This window comes from Flavobacterium dankookense (assembly GCF_004362665.1).
Taxonomy (GTDB): domain Bacteria; phylum Bacteroidota; class Bacteroidia; order Flavobacteriales; family Flavobacteriaceae; genus Flavobacterium; species Flavobacterium dankookense.
In genome coordinates, this window is sequence record NZ_SNXR01000011.1 from 102,235 (window position 1) to 118,310 (window position 16,076).

At 31.6% G+C, this 16,076-nt stretch carries 16 protein-coding genes; 3 read left to right on the plus strand and 13 right to left on the minus strand.

The genetic code is table 11. The features are described 5' to 3' along the window. Nucleotides 1-29: 29 nt before the first annotated feature. Both BC748_RS01550 and BC748_RS01555 read right to left on the minus strand, forming a co-directional pair. Entirely contained in the window at nucleotides 30-809 is a 780-nt protein-coding gene (locus BC748_RS01550; protein WP_133531704.1) for an O-methyltransferase, read from the minus strand. A gap of 84 nt (nucleotides 810-893) precedes the next feature. After that, nucleotides 894-2,762 carry an ABC-F family ATP-binding cassette domain-containing protein gene (locus tag BC748_RS01555; RefSeq protein WP_133531705.1) on the minus strand — a complete coding sequence of 623 codons (1,869 nt, stop codon included), beginning with the start codon at nucleotides 2,760-2,762 and terminating at the stop codon, nucleotides 894-896. A 301-nt stretch (nucleotides 2,763-3,063) separates the two neighbouring features. On the opposite strand from BC748_RS01555, the gene BC748_RS01560 reads away from it, so the two are divergent. Both BC748_RS01560 and BC748_RS01565 read left to right on the plus strand, forming a co-directional pair. Then, nucleotides 3,064-4,194: a glycosyltransferase family 2 protein gene (locus tag BC748_RS01560; protein ID WP_133531706.1), complete on the plus strand. Its 1,131-nt coding sequence runs from the start codon at nucleotides 3,064-3,066 to the stop codon at nucleotides 4,192-4,194. 72 nt (nucleotides 4,195-4,266) lie between these two features. Beyond that, nucleotides 4,267-5,589 carry a dihydrolipoamide acetyltransferase family protein gene (locus tag BC748_RS01565; RefSeq protein WP_133531707.1) on the plus strand — a complete coding sequence of 441 codons (1,323 nt, stop codon included), beginning with the start codon at nucleotides 4,267-4,269 and terminating at the stop codon, nucleotides 5,587-5,589. 35 nt (nucleotides 5,590-5,624) lie between these two features. Here the strand turns inward: BC748_RS01565 and BC748_RS01570 are convergent, their stop codons facing one another. Continuing rightward, nucleotides 5,625-6,278 carry a hypothetical protein gene (locus tag BC748_RS01570; protein ID WP_133531708.1) on the minus strand — a complete coding sequence of 218 codons (654 nt, stop codon included), beginning with the start codon at nucleotides 6,276-6,278 and terminating at the stop codon, nucleotides 5,625-5,627. 5 nt (nucleotides 6,279-6,283) lie between these two features. After that, the gene (locus tag BC748_RS01575; RefSeq protein WP_133531709.1) at nucleotides 6,284-6,778 is read right to left on the minus strand and encodes an RNA polymerase sigma factor; all 495 of its coding nucleotides are present in this window, start codon (nucleotides 6,776-6,778) and stop codon (nucleotides 6,284-6,286) included. A gap of 134 nt (nucleotides 6,779-6,912) precedes the next feature. Between BC748_RS01575 and BC748_RS01580 the strand changes: the two genes are divergently transcribed. Continuing rightward, nucleotides 6,913-7,743: a CvfB family protein gene (locus BC748_RS01580; RefSeq protein WP_133531710.1), complete on the plus strand. Its 831-nt coding sequence runs from the start codon at nucleotides 6,913-6,915 to the stop codon at nucleotides 7,741-7,743. On the opposite strand, the gene BC748_RS01585 is transcribed toward BC748_RS01580, so the two are convergent. The 9 genes from BC748_RS01585 to BC748_RS01625 all read right to left on the minus strand — a co-directional run bounded on the left by BC748_RS01585 (nucleotide 7,725) and on the right by BC748_RS01625 (nucleotide 16,073). After that, the gene (locus BC748_RS01585; protein WP_133531711.1) at nucleotides 7,725-8,894 is read right to left on the minus strand and encodes a serine hydrolase domain-containing protein; all 1,170 of its coding nucleotides are present in this window, start codon (nucleotides 8,892-8,894) and stop codon (nucleotides 7,725-7,727) included. The genes BC748_RS01580 and BC748_RS01585 overlap by 19 nt on opposite strands. 173 nt (nucleotides 8,895-9,067) lie before the next feature. Next, a complete protein-coding gene (locus BC748_RS01590; RefSeq protein WP_133531712.1) occupies nucleotides 9,068-9,889 on the minus strand; it encodes an energy transducer TonB in 822 nt (273 codons plus the stop codon). A gap of 108 nt (nucleotides 9,890-9,997) precedes the next feature. After that, the gene (locus BC748_RS01595; protein WP_133531713.1) at nucleotides 9,998-10,546 is read right to left on the minus strand and encodes an RNA polymerase sigma factor; all 549 of its coding nucleotides are present in this window, start codon (nucleotides 10,544-10,546) and stop codon (nucleotides 9,998-10,000) included. Then, entirely contained in the window at nucleotides 10,537-11,643 is a 1,107-nt protein-coding gene (locus BC748_RS01600) for a glycosyltransferase (RefSeq protein WP_133531714.1), read from the minus strand. Before BC748_RS01600 ends, BC748_RS01595 begins: the two co-directional genes overlap by 10 nt. A gap of 79 nt (nucleotides 11,644-11,722) precedes the next feature. Continuing rightward, nucleotides 11,723-12,334: an FMN-binding negative transcriptional regulator gene (locus tag BC748_RS01605; protein WP_133531715.1), complete on the minus strand. Its 612-nt coding sequence runs from the start codon at nucleotides 12,332-12,334 to the stop codon at nucleotides 11,723-11,725. A 2-nt stretch (nucleotides 12,335-12,336) separates the two neighbouring features. Beyond that, the gene (locus BC748_RS01610) at nucleotides 12,337-13,524 is read right to left on the minus strand and encodes an immunity 26/phosphotriesterase HocA family protein (protein ID WP_133531716.1); all 1,188 of its coding nucleotides are present in this window, start codon (nucleotides 13,522-13,524) and stop codon (nucleotides 12,337-12,339) included. Between the two features lie 23 nt (nucleotides 13,525-13,547). Beyond that, nucleotides 13,548-14,561 carry a UDP-N-acetylmuramate dehydrogenase gene (gene murB / locus BC748_RS01615; protein ID WP_133531717.1) on the minus strand — a complete coding sequence of 338 codons (1,014 nt, stop codon included), beginning with the start codon at nucleotides 14,559-14,561 and terminating at the stop codon, nucleotides 13,548-13,550. A gap of 90 nt (nucleotides 14,562-14,651) precedes the next feature. Beyond that, complete coding sequence (locus tag BC748_RS01620) at nucleotides 14,652-15,326, minus strand: DUF2461 domain-containing protein (RefSeq protein WP_133531718.1); 675 nt, start codon at nucleotides 15,324-15,326, stop codon at nucleotides 14,652-14,654. Between the two features lie 60 nt (nucleotides 15,327-15,386). Further along, nucleotides 15,387-16,073 (minus strand): thioredoxin domain-containing protein, encoded by a 687-nt coding sequence (locus tag BC748_RS01625; RefSeq protein ID WP_133531719.1) that lies wholly within the window; start codon nucleotides 16,071-16,073, stop codon nucleotides 15,387-15,389. Nucleotides 16,074-16,076 lie beyond the last annotated feature (3 nt).

The following is a 16,076-nucleotide window of genomic DNA, read 5'->3' on the forward strand; positions in this document are numbered from 1 at the left end:
ATAGCAATTAGTAATGGTTGCTATTTTTTTTACACTCTAATTGTAAAATGTTCTTTTTCTTGTTCGGCTCTAAAGAACACAATTCCCCATTGAAATGTATCGATGGTTACAGTAATTTTTGGATGATTTTTTATGGTTTCCCATGCTTCTTCCATGTCTTTGCTCCAGTGAATGTCGTCAAAAATCCATACGGTTTCGTTAGTAATTGTAGGCAAAAGCAATTCAAAATATTCTAACGTTGCTTTTTTTGAATGGTTTCCATCGAAGTAAATCAGTTGTCGTTTATCGGTTGTCAGTTGTTGGGTTTTCAGATAGCTTGAAAATTCTGTTGTTTCCACTCTTGCATTAAAGAAACCAAACTTTTGCAATAAGGTTATAGCAACTTCAGATGTTTTTGGGCAACCTTCAAGTGAAGTAATTTTTGCATTTGAGTTACCTAAAGAAAGAGCAGATGTTGCTAATCCTAATGAAGTTCCAATTTCTAGAATAGTATCAGGTTGAAAATATTTTGTTATTCTGAAAAGTAACTCGGCTCTTTTGGGAGAAATTCCAGCGGTTTTGGCAATTTTTGAGATTTGTCTTTTGTTGGATTTAAAAACTCGTGAACCTGCACCAAAATCAGTTACTTCAATAGTTGTTTTGCTTTTTAAAAGAAATTTTCGGTATTCACTTAAAGATTGATAATCATGATATTTTGTCTTATCATAAAAGCATTTCGTCACTAAATCAAACACAAACGGCGAATGAACTCCGTGTTGGTTTTTGGAATTGTAGAGGAATTTCAGATATGATTTAGCAATTTGAAACATTTTAAATTATTTTTTAACCATTAAGATATTAAGGAAATTAAGAAAAAAACTAAATGAAACTTAATATTTTAATGGTTTGAATAATTACTCCATTTTTGAAGAAAGCTCAAACCAACGTTCTTCTTTTTCTTCTATTTTTTTTATAATTTTTTCCAATTCGTTGGCTTTGGTTGTAATATCGGCGTCAGCAACTTTGCCTTCAGCAAAAAGATTTTCGATTTGTTTCTTTTCATATTCCAAATCCTTTATTTCACGCTCAATCTTGTTGAATTCTTTTTGCTCGTTGAAATTTAAACCAGCAGCAGTCGAGTTGTTTTGCTTCCAACTGTTTTTCTCCGTATTAACCGAATTTAATTCTTTTTTGGTTGGTTCCGAACTATCTTCATACGCTCTAAAATCAGAATAATTTCCTGGAAAATCTTCAATTTGTCCTTCGCCACGGAAAATAAATAAATGATCCACAATTTTATCCATAAAATAACGGTCGTGAGAAACCACAAGCAAACATCCAGGATAATCCAAAAGGAAACTCTCCAAAACATTTAGCGTAACAATATCCAAATCATTCGTTGGTTCATCCAGAATAAGAAAGTTTGGATTTTGGATTAAAACCGTACACAAATACAATCGTTTCAATTCGCCACCGCTTAATTTTTCTACAAAATCATATTGTTTTTTGGCATCAAAAAGAAAACGTTCCAATAATTGCGAAGCCGAAATGATTTTTCCTTTCGTCAGCGGAATGTACTCGCCATATTCTTTGATAATGTCAATTACTTTTTGTCCTGCTTTTGGGTTAATGCCGCTTTGGGTATAATAACCCACTTTAATCGTTTCGCCAATAACAACTTTTCCACTATCTGGAACCATTGTTTTGGTTAAAATATTCAAGAAAGTCGATTTTCCTGTTCCGTTTTTACCAATAATTCCAATGCGTTCACCACGTTGAAAATCATACGTAAAATTGTCGAGAATAACTTTGTCTTTGAATTTTTTAAACAATTTGTGAAGCTCAATAATTTTGCTTCCCATTCGCTCCATATTGATTTCCAATTCCACCACATTTTCCTTTCTGCGGCTTTCGGCAACTTCTTTAATTTTATAAAAATCATCTTGACGTGATTTCGATTTAGTTGTTCTAGCCTTAGGTTGTCTTCGCATCCAAGCCAATTCTTTTACAAACAAGTTTTGCGCTTTGTCTATCGATGAATTTTCCATCGCAATTCGCTCTTCTTTTTTCTGCAAATAGTAAGAGTAATTGCCTTTGTACGAATACAATTTTCCGTTGTCAAGTTCGATAATTTCGTTACAAACACGTTCTAAGAAAAATCGATCGTGCGTAACCATAAACAACGTGATGTTTTCCTTTGCAAAATAACTTTCCAACCATTCAATCATTTCCAAATCCAAATGGTTCGTTGGCTCATCCAAAATCAATAAATCCGGACGATTAATCAAAATAATAGCCAAAGACAAACGCTTTTTTTGTCCACCCGAAAGCGATTTCACTTTCAGTTTCAAATCTTCCAATTTCAGTTTGGACAAAATTTGCTTGAACTGCGTTTCAAAATCCCAAGCATTATGACGATCCATTTCATCAAAAGCCAATTGGTATTTTTCCTCATCTTCAGGGTTTTCCAACGCTTTTTCATAGCGTTCAATTACCTTCAAAACATCGTTATCACTAGCAAAAATACTTTCCTCAATAGTCAGCTCATCTTGAAGTAAATTATTCTGCGACAAAAATGCCATTTTAATGCCTTTTCTAATGACAATTTGCCCAGAATCAGGTTCATCATCACCATTAATCATGCGCATAATTTGGGTTTTTCCCGAGCCATTTTTGGCAATAAAAGCAATTTTTTGGTCTTTATTAATCCCAAAAGAAATGTCCTTAAACAACGTTCGTTCGCCAAACGATTTTGATATATTTTCTACAGAAAGGTAATTCACAACTAATTTTTTAAGACTGCAAAAGTAGTTTATTGCAAAGCACAAAGCAATCTTTTCTTTTGGAACGAACCGTCCGGGATTTATCGGCATTCCATTTTCCCGCTTTCCATTTATATCGTCCCAAAAGACGATACCATTTCAAATGAAATTCATCGAACACAGATAAAAAATCATTTCATCAGTGAGATAATCGGGGTTAGAAAATAAGCGTCTTTTGTGTTTTTCTACAATTTTACACCTGTCAGGTATCAAAAACCTGACAGTTATAATAGATTGAAAATTTTCATATTATATTTGTCCAATGCAACTATCCGTAATCATCCTCAATTATAACGTCCGTTATTTTCTCGAACTCTGTGTTTTGAGTGTGCAAAAAGCCATTCAAAATATCGATGCCGAGATTATTGTAGTCGATAATAATTCGTCTGATGATAGTTGTGCGATGATGGCAGCACGCTTTCCAAATGTCAAATTAATTGAAAACAAAACCAATTTTGGTTTTCCAAAAGGAAATAACATTGGCGTTGACCAAGCCAAAGGCGAATACATTTGCATTCTAAATCCCGATACCGTTGTTGCCGAAGATACATTTGAAAAAATATTGAATACTAAAAACTGGCAACTGAACACTGGACTTATCGGTTGCAAACTCATCGACGGAACAGGAAATTTTCTTCCCGAAAGCAAGCGTGGCGTTCCAACACCTTGGGTTGCTTTTACCAAAATTTTCGGGTTGTATAAAATTTCAAATGTTTTTGGTAAATATTATGCACAACATTTATCGGAAAATCAATCGGGAAAAGTGGATATTCTCGTTGGTGCTTTTATGGTCATGAAACGAAGTTTATATCTTGAAGTTGGTGGATTTGATGAAAATTGTTTTATGTATTCGGATGATATCGATTTGAGTTATATGGTTAAAAAATCGGGTAGAGAAAACTACTATTTTGCCGAAGCTTCGGTAATACATTATAAAGGTGAAAGCACTGTCCGTGATGAAAAATACATGAAACGATTTCAAGAAGCGATGAATTTTTTCTATAATAAACATTTCAAGAAGTCGTTATTTTTCAGCGGATTTATGAAAATTGGAGCTTTCGTTTTTTCTAAAATCAAAAAAGCACAACAAAAAAATAGAAGTATAACAATTGATAATTACATTTTCTTCTCCAAAAACGAAGTACAATTAGCATTAGAAAAACCAGTTAGTTATCAAACCAATCTTCTCGATTTTTCTCCAAATAATAAATTGCAAACCGAAATTATCTTTGATATTCAGTCGTTTTCGTTCAAAGAAATCATTGATTTTATGCAAAAACATAAAGCTGCTACTATCACTTATAAAATGTATTTACCACAGTCAAAAGTAATTATTGGCAGTAATCACGCAAACGATATAGGAGAAATTATAAATTTATCAAAAATTGCATAATTCGTAGTGTTTGCTCAAAACAATTAGTATTTTTGCATCGAAATTTAAAACACACAACTTTAGTTTATAGATATGGCAAAGTTTGAATTGAAATTACCTAAAATGGGTGAAAGCGTTGCTGAGGCAACAATTACGAATTGGCTAAAAAACGTTGGCGACAAAATCGAAATGGATGAAGCCGTTCTTGAAATCGCTACGGATAAAGTAGATAGCGAAGTGCCAAGTGAAGTTTCTGGAGTTTTGGTACAACAACTTTTTGGTAAAGACGATGTCGTAAAAGTAGGTCAAACCATTGCAATTATCGAAACTGAAGGTGGAAGTTCATCTGCTGAAAATAGTTCTGTCACATCGAGCGCAGTCGAGATGCCAATTGCTGTTGCAGAAGTTACCAAAACTATTGAAGTTGCCAAAGAAACTGTCCCTCCAGTTGATTTTTCAGGAAGTGATAAATTCTTTTCGCCATTAGTAAAAAATATTGCTAATCAAGAAGGTGTTACTGTTGCTGAGTTGGAAAGTATTTCAGGTTCAGGAAAAGATGGTCGCGTAACGAAAGACGATATTTTGAATTTTGTAAAAAGCAGAACAAATCAGCCAGTTGTAGCACAAACGGTAACTCCAGTTGCTCAACCTGTTGTTCAAAATGTTCAACCAACAGCAACTTCAGCAGTGCCAGTTTCAGTAAATGGTGGTGATGAAATCATTGAAATGGACAGAATGCGTAAGTTGATTTCTGGCTATATGGTTGCTTCGGTTCAAACTTCGGCTCACGTACAATCGTTTATTGAAGTTGATGTTACGAATATCGTGAAATGGAGAGATAAAGTGAAAGGCGCTTTTGAAAAACGCGAAGGTGAAAAATTGACGTTTACACCAATTTTCATGGAAGCGGTTGCCAAAGCATTGAAAGATTTCCCTGGAATGAATATTTCTGTAGATGGCGATTATATTATTAAAAAGAAAAATATCAACCTTGGAATGGCTGCGGCTTTACCAAATGGAAATTTAATTGTTCCTGTGATAAAAAATGCGGATCAGTTGAATTTAGTTGGAATGGCAAAAGCTGTAAACGATTTAGGAAATCGTGCGAAAGCTGGAAAATTAAAACCAGACGATACACAAGGCGGAACATATACTGTAACGAATGTTGGAACTTTTGGTTCTGTATTTGGAACACCAATTATCAATCAACCACAAGTTGGAATTTTAGCCCTTGGAGCGATTAGAAAAGTTCCTGCGGTTATTGAAACTCCAGAAGGTGATTTCATCGGAATTCGTCAAAAAATGTTCTTGTCACACAGTTATGACCACAGAGTTGTTGATGGTGCGCTTGGCGGAAGCTTTGTAAAACGAGTAGCCGATTATTTGGAAGCTTTTGATGTGAATAGAGAATATTAAATAATAAAAAATCCTTCGAAAGAAGGATTTTTTATTTATAAATCAATTTTTTTGAGTTCAGAATAATTTCTATTCAATCGTCTTAATAAAATTCCGTATAAAAGTCTATAGAACAACCAAAACAAAAATGTTACAAACGAAGTTATTAAAGTAATTATTAGTAAACTGACACATATTGCTTTAGCAGAAATTTCTGGATGTACTACGCCTTTTTTTATCATTATGTCCATGTAGCCATAATAAAAACCATAGCTAAATATAACTGCAAAAATTAGCGCAAATGTAATCAGATTAAAAATTACATATTGTTTGACCACTTTTCTAGTTTTTAGAATTGTGCTTAATAAGTTCTTAGTATTATCAACTACCGAAATGCTTTTATACATTTTGTAAAATCGATATATAAAATAAAATACAACTACATATACTATAATGCTTAAGCCAATGTAATAATTGTATAAGTTCCATTTTTTTAGTAATTCTAAACTTTCTGTATCATATTTGGTAAATGACATCACAATATTCAAAATAAAGCCAAAACCTAACTCTAATAAACTGATGTAAAAAATCCATTTCACAATTGAAGTAGATCGTTTATGTATCATTTTATAAATGTCTTTTTCGGTGACTTGTTCAAAAGAGTGATTGTCTTTTTGCCAAGCTTTTTTTAATAAATCCAGCTCTTCCATAATCCTTAGGGATTTAATATTTTAACTAATTTTCCTTTAATTCTATTCATTTTTACTCTTGCATTTACTTCGGATATACCCAAAGTTTCGGCTATTTCAGTATAATCTTTATCCTCTAAATACATAAAGACTAATGCTTTTTCGATATCATTCAATTGTTGAACTGCTTGATACATAAGTTTTATTCGTTCTTCTTCTTCGAGATTATATTCGTCTTGCACAAAAAAATGTTTTTGTGCTTCATAAGTTACGGTATTTACAGCTCTAGAGTTTTTTCTATATAGTGTAATTGCTGTGTTTAGTGCTACTCGATATGCCCATGTAGAAAATTTAGACTCGCCTCTGAATTTTGGAAATGCCTTCCACAACTGAATCGTTATTTCTTGAAACAAATCATTGTGCGCATCAGAATCAGTAGTATATAATCGACAAATTTTGTGGACTATATTCTGATTTTGCTTTAGTTGCTTTACAAATGATTGCTCTAGCGTTTCACTCATAGTAGGTTAGTGTCAACTTGTATTGAAATGTTACACTCTGCAAAGCTACATTTTTTTTAAAATTCTAAAACATTCTAAATCATATCCTATTACTTATCTTTGCAACTCAAAATTATATAAATTACATATTTCAGATGGACATAGGAGTTTTCAATACGCTAACAATTGCTCGTTTAACCAAAGTTGGTCTTTTTTTAACCGATGGGAAAGACGATGTTTTATTACCATTGAAATATGTTCCAAAAGTCTATGAAATAGGAGAAGAGATAGCTGTTTTCATCTATCTTGATCACGAAGAACGAATTGTAGCAACGACTCTTCAACCTTATATTACAGTAGATGATTTTGCTTTTTTGAGGGTAAATTATACCAATACTTTCGGTGCTTTCCTTGATTGGGGTTTAGAAAAAGATTTGTTCGTTCCGTTTAAAGAACAAGCACGACCAATGGAAAAAGGAAAACGTTATTTGGTTTATGCTTATCTTGATGAAAAATCCAATAGAATTGTAGCTTCAAGCCGAACTAATAAGTTTTTGAGTAACGATGAATTGACCGTTACACAAGGAGAAGAAGTCGATTTAATTATTTCTCATATCACTGAATTAGGAATAAATGTAATTATCAATAAACTACACAAAGGATTATTATACGCCAACGAAGTGTATAAAGATATAAGAACCGGCGACAAGCACGTTGGCTACATTAAAAACATTCGACCTGATAACAAAATTGATGTTTCGTTGCAGAAATTAGGATATGAAAGTATTGAACCTAATGCACAAATTATTTTGGATGAACTCAGAGCCAGCAGAGGTTTTCTTCGTTTAAACGATAATAGCCATCCAGAAGACATCAAAACGGTTTTAAAAATGAGTAAAAAAACATTCAAAAAAGCAATTGGTTCACTTTACAAAGAAAAGAAAATAGATATTAAACCTGATGGGATTTATCTTGTCAAAGAATAATGTGTTTCGGCCAATTTCAAAGTTTCATAAGTTTTTGTTGTATAAACGTTTGAAAGACAAATAATCGTAACCGTATCTTTTTTCATCGGGATAAATGACGAAGTATTTCCGTGCCACCAACCATTATGAAACCAAAGATTTTCGCCATTTGGTAATTGTTTCATTCGCATTCCTAAGCCATAATCTTTTTTATACTTTAGCATATATGGACTGTAGCTAGTATAAACTTCTTTTAATGTTTCTGGCTTTATAAAATCAGGCGAATAGGTTGCCAAATCAAATTTGACTAAATCTCTAGCGGTTGAATAAATATTCTTGTCACCATTCAAATTATCAAATTGATCCCAAGGATTTAAACCTCCTTTTCTATAGGACAATGAAACAGTATCTTTATCTCTAAAATAATCAAAAACAAAAGTATTCTTCATTCCTAATGGTCTGAAAATAAGTTCTTTCATTGCTTTTTCATATTTCAATCCAGTTGCTTTTTCAATTATCAAAGCCAATATTATATAATTGGTATTGCAATAATCAAAACGAGTATCATGTGGTGTAAGTAATTTGAATTTGTGTTTTACTATCAAATCTAAAATATCTTGATTGCTCACTATTTTTTTCCGGTTCCAACCTTTTTTTAATAGTTCTGGAAAACGGGAATAATGTTGCAAACCACTTCTGTGATTGAGCAAAGTACGTATGGTCGTGTTTTTGTATGGAAAACTTGGTAGCCAATCAGTAACTTTTTGGTCCAGCATAATATTGTCATTGTCAACTAATTTTAGAATAGCTGTTGCAGTTAAAACTTTACTAACCGAAGCCAAATGCAACGGAGTGTTGACCGTAATTAATTCTTTTGTTCGTTGGTTGGCATAACCTTGGTATTTTTCACTGATAATCTTACCGTTTTTTGTCACAATAAAACTGCCGCTAAAACCATAAGTTCCAATAAACTTATCGTAGAAAGAATCTGTTTTTACTTTTTTTTCTAAAAGATATTCGTCAGAAACTTTGTTGAATTTTATTGGAAATGGTATCGAAATTAGAGTACTATCATTATTTGAGTAACCTAAACCATCTTGCTCTTGCAATGATTTTGGCGAAGAAAAAAAGAGGAGAAAAAAGGAAAAAAAGGTAATTAATAAAGTTTTCATGTGCATAAATCAGTCGAAATTCAAAAAAATAAAAGTAGTATTTCGAGGTTTTGCAATACTACTACTTTTTGATGTAAATAGAAATCTTTATTTTCAATTTTAAAAAAAAATTAGCATAAAAAAAACCGCTTCGTTTTCTAATTGGAAGCGGTTAAAATGACATCATGCCGAGATTAATCAATTTTTACTTTTATTGGGAGAACATATTCAGTTCTAACTTTATTTCCGTTTTTAATTCCCGGTGTCCATTTTGTTTTTAATGATTTTAAAACTCGAATAGCTTCTTTATCTAATCCATGACCAGGATTTCTAATTACTTTGATATCGGTCATGCTACCATCTTTTTCGATTACAAATGCCACAAGAACCGAAATCATTGTGCCAGCGTTCAAATGTTCAGGTTTATCAAAATTATTCCCAACATATTGATAGAATTTTTCCATTCCACCAGGAAAAGCTGGAAGTTTGTCAAGTTCGACAGGAATGTAAGATTCTTTTGTTTCGCCATCAGATGAAGAACCAGCTGTTGCTGTTGTACTTTGACCAGTTCCATCTGGAGTTCCATTTCCTGAACCTACATCAGTTGATGGTTGTTCTGTAGTCAATTTGTCATTAGTTGGAATATCAACTACGGCTTGTTGTGTTTGAGCTACAATCATATTAGATAAATTGGTTGGTTCTACTTGTGTTTCAGGAGTTTTTTCAGTAGGTAATTGTTTTAAAGCTTCTTTCTCTCTTTCAGGATAGGTAAAGTTAGAAACTTTAATGATGTAATCATCTGGAAGAGTTGGAATTGGTTCTATAACTGGTTTTGATAAAAAACTCGAAAAAATAAAAATGGAACTTGCTCCACCAACAATCAAAATTCCGTAAAAAAGTGCTAACAACGAAACTTTAGAGTTTTCCTTGCGCAATTGATATGCACCATATTCTTTGTTTTTGTCTTCAAAAACTAGATCAATCCAGTTTTTTTCATAGATACTAACGTTTGACATAATAAATAGTTTTTAAGTTAAGTATCAATTTTACATAAGCAATAGTATTTTAACAGATAACGTTAATACTACTTAAAATATTGTGTAAAAATTTAACTTTTTTTTAAACTATTTGTTTTCGATAATTTCTGCCAGTAGTTTTTTGGCACGTAAGAGTTTGATTTTTACGTTACTCAAAGGTTCATTGAGTTGTTCTGCAATTTCTTGATAACTCAATTCTTGAAAATAGCGAAGCTGTATAACCTCTTGGTAATGAGGTTTTAATTCCTTGATGAATTGTAATAAACGGGATAAGTTTTGTTCTGTAATTAATTCATCTTCAGCCGAAGGAGAACTATCAGCAATGTTATAAGCTTGTTGGTCTTCTTCGTCAGTGATTTCTACAAAAAGTGTCGATTTTTTTTTGCGAAGCATGTCAATATGCACATTTTTTGCAATAGCAATCAACCAAGTATTGAATTGAAATTCAGGATTGTATGTTGCTATTTTGTCAAATGCTTTGGAGAACGTTTCTATTGTAATATCTTCGGCATCTGTTTCATTTTCAGTTCTTTTGAGCATAAAACCATATACTTCATTCCAATAATGGTCGAGTAGAAAAGTGAATGCAACTTGATCACCTTTTTTTGCTTTTTCGATGTGTGATTTTATTTCCAATGTACTGGTTTCTTGAATGTATTCGAAATAAAAACATTCAATTGATTAAAAATTAATACCATTTCAATTATTGGAAACCAATAAATTACGTCTTTTTCTTTTAATTTTCCTGCCGCAAAACCCATTGTTATCCATGTGAATAAGTATCTAAAACCTATCAAACTTACTACCACAATCCATTGGTACTGAAATACTAATAAAATTATCGGTAAAATTAGGAAGAACAATTGCGAGATATAAAACAATCCCAACTGGGTTTTGTCAAATCCTTTATAATGTCCAGCTGTAGAAACGTGTCTTCTTTTTTGGATGAACCATTCTTTGAAAGAAGTTTTTGGTTTTGAATACGTAAAACTATCGGGCAAATAACAAATAGTTGTATTCGACTTATCAGCTGCTTGATTAATAAACAAATCGTCATCACCTGAACGGATTTTCATGTGGTCAATAAAACCGTTAGTTTTAAAAAATTCTTCTCTTTTGTAAGCCATATTTCTACCAACTCCAGTATAGGGTTTTCCAAATTTTGCCCAAGCAAACATTTGTGTAGCAGATAATAAGGTTTCAAATCGTATTAATTTATTTAGAAAAGAGCCAGCAATTTTTTCGTAAGCACCATAACCTAAAATAATGTTTTTTTGTTGAGTAAATTGCGAACTCATTTTCGTAATCCAATCTTTTGAAGTAGGATAACAATCGGCATCAGTAAATAGTAAATATTCGTATTTTGCCGCTTTAATTCCAAGTGTTAGTGCAAACTTTTTGCTTCCCCAAAATGCTTCATTGTTCTCGACTTTTACCAATTTTATATTAGAATATTGTTTTTCAAAAGCTTCAAATATATCTAATGTTCCATCGCTGGAAGCGTCGTCAATTAAAACAATTTCAAAATGAGGATAGTTTTGTTCTGCTAAAAGAGGAATAAAATTCTGCACATTTTCTTCTTCATTTTTTGCACATACAATTACCGAAATTGGAATTTTTTTTGGCGTTTCATTTTGCGGTTTTGCAAACGAAAATTTTCCAAAAACAATTACGTAATAGAAAAATTGAATAACAATTATGGCAATGAATAAACAGAAAATAAGTAATAACATAATGGCTTTATTGTCTTTTTAAAACGAGTGCAAATGTAGTTATTCTACAGCCAAATATCAAAGGAAATGCAACAAATAACTATCTATTTTTTTTCATCTCATTTGCAATGGCAATTGCCTGACTATCATTAGTTTTTTCTAGTTCAGAAATGATTTTTTTATAGTTTTTGTCATCTCTATTTTGGGATAATTTCTTTTGCGCTTCGATGTTTGTAATTTCTATTTCAAAGGAAACAATTCCACGAGCTTCAAGCATTGTTTTTTCGGAAAGATCTTCAATTCGAATGGGTTTTTCTGATTTTGCTTCGTATTTGTTAACTAGTTTTTTCAGGCCTTCGACGCTTTCTTCAAAAGAATGTAAACGAATTTTTCCATAAACATGCACAGCAAGATAATTCCATGTTGGCACATTTTCATGATCATACCAAGAAGAAGAAATATAAGAATGTGAACCACTAAAAATTGCCAAAACTTCATCATTTTGCTTAAAACTTTCGGCTTGAGGATTTAATTTAGAAATATGTCCGATTAAAATTTTCTCATCATTGGGATTAGTTCCCAAAATCAACGGAATATGTGTTGCCCAAAGTTTTCCATTCGTTTGATTAACCAAAATAGCAAAGCCGTTTTCGTGCAAAAATTGGTCAATTTCCGTTTGATTTTCGTTTTTATAAAGATTTGGGATGTACATTCTTATAATTGTTTAATTATTTCATTTGGCAGTTTTGTTTCTGTTAATTTTGAATTTTCGTAGTAATTTTTATTGCTGTCAAGTCCAAAAGTTTTAAATAATTCGTTTTTTATTTCTTTGTTTTTTGGATTTCTTAAATCCCACTTCGCCATATAGTGTTTTGTGTTATCAAAATTGTAAACTCCATTGTTGTTTATGGTTTTTATGATTTCAATGTTGTTATATTTTGGTCTAATCCCGATTGAATAATAGCTGTAAGGATTTTGGCCAAATTGAATTTCGTCTGTGTAAGTGTATTTGTTATATACTTCTTGTGAAAGTTCTTTATGGATTAAACCCCATTGTAAAAACACAACTTTACTTTGACCAATACTTCGTCCATAAGAAATTGGAAAATCAAATTCTTCGTCATTAATTTTTCTATGTCCAATTATTTCAAATTCACCATATAAAAGTAAATTGTCCATCATAATGTCCGATGGTAATTTAGGTTGATTGTCAAGTATTGAAATATCTATATTTTTTGATTGTGATTTAAAAGCAAATAATTCAATAACTACGGGTAAACTCATAATTAAATTTAATCCATGTTCGTTATCAATCAATTTCTTTTTTCTAATTTTTCCTATGTCAAGTAGAACTCGTCCGAAGCCAAAATTCAATCTGTCAAGTTTGAAGCAGAAATAATCACCTGATTTGAATTTTATATTTTTTCTTTTTGAGTTTTTGAATTTTTCAATTTCAGTAAAATGGTTTTCTGGTGAAGATGTTATAAAATTGTTTATAATTTCAGATATTGGTTTTTGGGATTGTTCTTCATTGTCCCAAAGATTTGAATAAAAAGTTGTTTGGGAAGTGTAATTTCCGATTGTCAAATCTCCACAATTTACACTTAAATAAATACCAATTGGTAGTCTTTGTTCTAAAACAGAAGCGGTTAATTTCTTCTCTTTTCCTTTGTTTGTTTTGGGTAAAAGTATAGTTCTGTTTTTGGTCAGTTCATTATACTGTTTTTCAAAATATTGATTTTCGGTTGAAATTATATGTCGTTTAATTATGTCGTTGTCAAAATACAAAATACTTTCGGGACGATATGTATCACTGCTAAGAATAACTTTGTTCCAATGAACTTCAATTAAGTCAAGTCCAAAATATTTTCTTTGCTCGTTTGTAAGTTCGAAGTTTTTCATGAATTGTTATTAAAAATCTAAAATTATATCACATTTACTTCTGCTTCAATAGCAATTCCATATTTATCAAAAACTGTTTTTTGAACATATTTTGATAAATTTAAAATGTCTTGACCTGTTGCATTTCCGTAGTTGACTAAAACCAATGCTTGGTTTTTATGAACTCCAGCATCGCCTTTTCGGTAACCTTTTAAACCCGCATTTTCAATCAACCAACCAGCAGGAACTTTTACTTCTGTTGGCGAAACTTCAAAATGTCTTACCTCAGGAAATTTGGCATAGACTTTTTCAAATAATTCTTTTGAAATCACTGGATTTTTGAAGAAACTTCCGCTGTTTCCAAGTTCTTTTGGATTGGGTAATTTTGTGTTTCTAATGGCAATCACAGCATTGGAAACGTCTTTAATTGTTGGATTAGTAATATTGTTTTTGGCTAATTCTGCTTTAATGTCGCCATAATCGATATTGATGATGTGACTGTGTTTTTTAAGTTTAAAAACAACCGAAGTAATGATGTATTTATCTTTGGCTTCTTGTTTGAAAACACTTTCTCGGTAACCAAATTTACATTCGTCTTTAGTAAAGGTTTTCATTTCTTGAGTCGCAATATTCATAGCATCACAACTCACAAAAGTATCTTTGATTTCGGCTCCATAAGCGCCAATATTTTGTACTGGAGTTGTGCCAACATTTCCCGGAATAAGCGACATGTTTTCCAATCCGCCAAAGTTTTGATCAATTGTCCAAAGTACAAATTCGTGCCAATTTTCGCCAGCTTGACTTTCTACCCAAACAAAATCGTCGTCTTCTTTGATGATTTTTTTTCCTTTTAAATCAATATGAATAACCAATGCATCAATGTCTTGTGTCAAAAGCATGTTACTTCCGCCGCCAAGAATAAATTTTTTTTCAGAGAAATGATTTTTCAAAACCGATTGTAATTCGGCAACATTATGAACGGCAACAAATTGTTTGGCTTTGGCTTCAATTCCAAAAGTGTTATAGTTTTTTAGGGAGAAATTTGATTGAATTTGCATGAAAAATTACGAATTTGAAATTACGAATTACGATTCTAAAATCTAAAATTAAAAATTCGTAATTCATAATTTTTAATTTTTAATTGTTTGTTATTCTTCTGTTTCAAGTGCTCGTCTCAAAAAGTCATTCATTGGTTTCATCAGAATTAATTTTTGAGCAATAGTTTTACTAAAATCGTTGGAAGTGAAAAGGTTGTCGTCAATTTTTTGAGAAACAGTGTAGCTTTTCAGTTTTAAAAACTCAATTGCAGGATGATTTGGGTCAAAATCTTTTGGTGCTTTTTTCAGAACATTATTTTCGTCTCTGTCCAAATCGCCAAAAGTTGATTTGAAATTTTTATCCGAAATCACGGCTTCCAAATCGTCATGGAAAAACTCAATTTCTTTACGGATTAATTTTAATTCATTCGGTTCAGGACACCAAACACCACCTGCGATAAACGAATTTCCTTTTTCAAAATGAATATAATAACCAGGACTATTTTTTTTAAATTTATTTTGAGTAAACCATGCGCCCATATTGGTTTTGTATGGCGATTTATCTTTGCTGAAACGAATGTCACGATTGATGCGAAACGTACAGTTTTTTACTTCCAAAGGTTCCAATGTTGGATCCAATTTTTTCATTTCGTCCAACAATGAAGCGATAAATGCATGATAATCTTTTTTGTAGTTTTCATACCTTTTTTTGTTGGCATGCATCCATTCGGTATTGTTATTTGCGATTAAATCGGCTAAAAACTGAAGTGCTTCTTTTGTAATCATTTTAAAATTAATTAAAAATTAAAAATTACGAATTACGAATTAAAAATTTATCATTAAACATTAAATTTTTAATCTAAAATCTTCTTCCGATAAATAACCCAAATTTCTCCACGTTTCTTTACCGTTTTCATAAATTAAAATTACAGGTAACTCATTTAATTTCATGCTTTCCATTAATGTTTTATTTTCATCAGCATCTAGTTTTACTAAAGTAATTTTACCTTTTAGTTCTTCTTGCATTTTGGTTAAATAAGGTGCCATTTTTTTGCAAGGCGCACACCATTTTGCTGAAAAATTTATGATTACTTTTTTGTCTGAATTAATTAGTTTTTCAAATTCTGCACTTGTCAATCCTTTTGGTGATGATACATTAGATGTTTTTTTTCCTTGCCATTTCATGATGCCACCATCCAAATTGTAGATTTCATTAAATCCTAATTCTGCTAATTTATTGGCAGCTTGACTACTTCGTCCGCCAACTTTGCAATACACAAAAACGGGTTGTGATTTGTCTAATTTTTCAACTTTTGAAACAAAATCATTTCCGTTCCAATTCACATTTGATGCGTTTTCAAGATGTTCTACAGCATATTCTTCTGGAGTTCGAACGTCAAGTAATTGCGGATTTTTAGTATTTGATAATTTATCGGAATAGGTTTTTCCATCAACAGTTTCAATCGTCTTTGATTGTTGACTTTGACAGCTTGTCAATTGAAATACTACAAAAAGGAGTAGAAGGTTTTTCATTGT

Excerpts from the sequence above, each read along its gene's own strand:
- BC748_RS01570 (WP_133531708.1), bottom strand. The coding sequence starts at position 6,278 with ATGGAAGAGCTGGATTTATTAAAAAAAGCTTGGCAAAAAGACAATCAC.
- murB (WP_133531717.1), bottom strand. The coding sequence starts at position 14,561 with ATGCAAATTCAATCAAATTTCTCCCTAAAAAACTATAACACTTTTGGA.
- BC748_RS01560 (WP_133531706.1), top strand. The coding sequence starts at position 3,064 with ATGCAACTATCCGTAATCATCCTCAATTATAACGTCCGTTATTTTCTC.
- BC748_RS01580 (WP_133531710.1), top strand. The coding sequence starts at position 6,913 with ATGGACATAGGAGTTTTCAATACGCTAACAATTGCTCGTTTAACCAAA.
- BC748_RS01605 (WP_133531715.1), bottom strand. The coding sequence starts at position 12,334 with ATGTACATCCCAAATCTTTATAAAAACGAAAATCAAACGGAAATTGAC.
- BC748_RS01565 (WP_133531707.1), top strand. The coding sequence starts at position 4,267 with ATGGCAAAGTTTGAATTGAAATTACCTAAAATGGGTGAAAGCGTTGCT.
- BC748_RS01590 (WP_133531712.1), bottom strand. The coding sequence starts at position 9,889 with ATGTCAAACGTTAGTATCTATGAAAAAAACTGGATTGATCTAGTTTTT.
- BC748_RS01585 (WP_133531711.1), bottom strand. The coding sequence starts at position 8,894 with ATGAAAACTTTATTAATTACCTTTTTTTCCTTTTTTCTCCTCTTTTTT.
- BC748_RS01625 (WP_133531719.1), bottom strand. The coding sequence starts at position 16,073 with ATGAAAAACCTTCTACTCCTTTTTGTAGTATTTCAATTGACAAGCTGT.
- BC748_RS01620 (WP_133531718.1), bottom strand. The coding sequence starts at position 15,326 with ATGATTACAAAAGAAGCACTTCAGTTTTTAGCCGATTTAATCGCAAAT.
- BC748_RS01600 (WP_133531714.1), bottom strand. The coding sequence starts at position 11,643 with ATGTTATTACTTATTTTCTGTTTATTCATTGCCATAATTGTTATTCAA.
- BC748_RS01610 (WP_133531716.1), bottom strand. The coding sequence starts at position 13,524 with ATGAAAAACTTCGAACTTACAAACGAGCAAAGAAAATATTTTGGACTT.
- BC748_RS01550 (WP_133531704.1), bottom strand. The coding sequence starts at position 809 with ATGTTTCAAATTGCTAAATCATATCTGAAATTCCTCTACAATTCCAAA.
- BC748_RS01575 (WP_133531709.1), bottom strand. The coding sequence starts at position 6,778 with ATGAGTGAAACGCTAGAGCAATCATTTGTAAAGCAACTAAAGCAAAAT.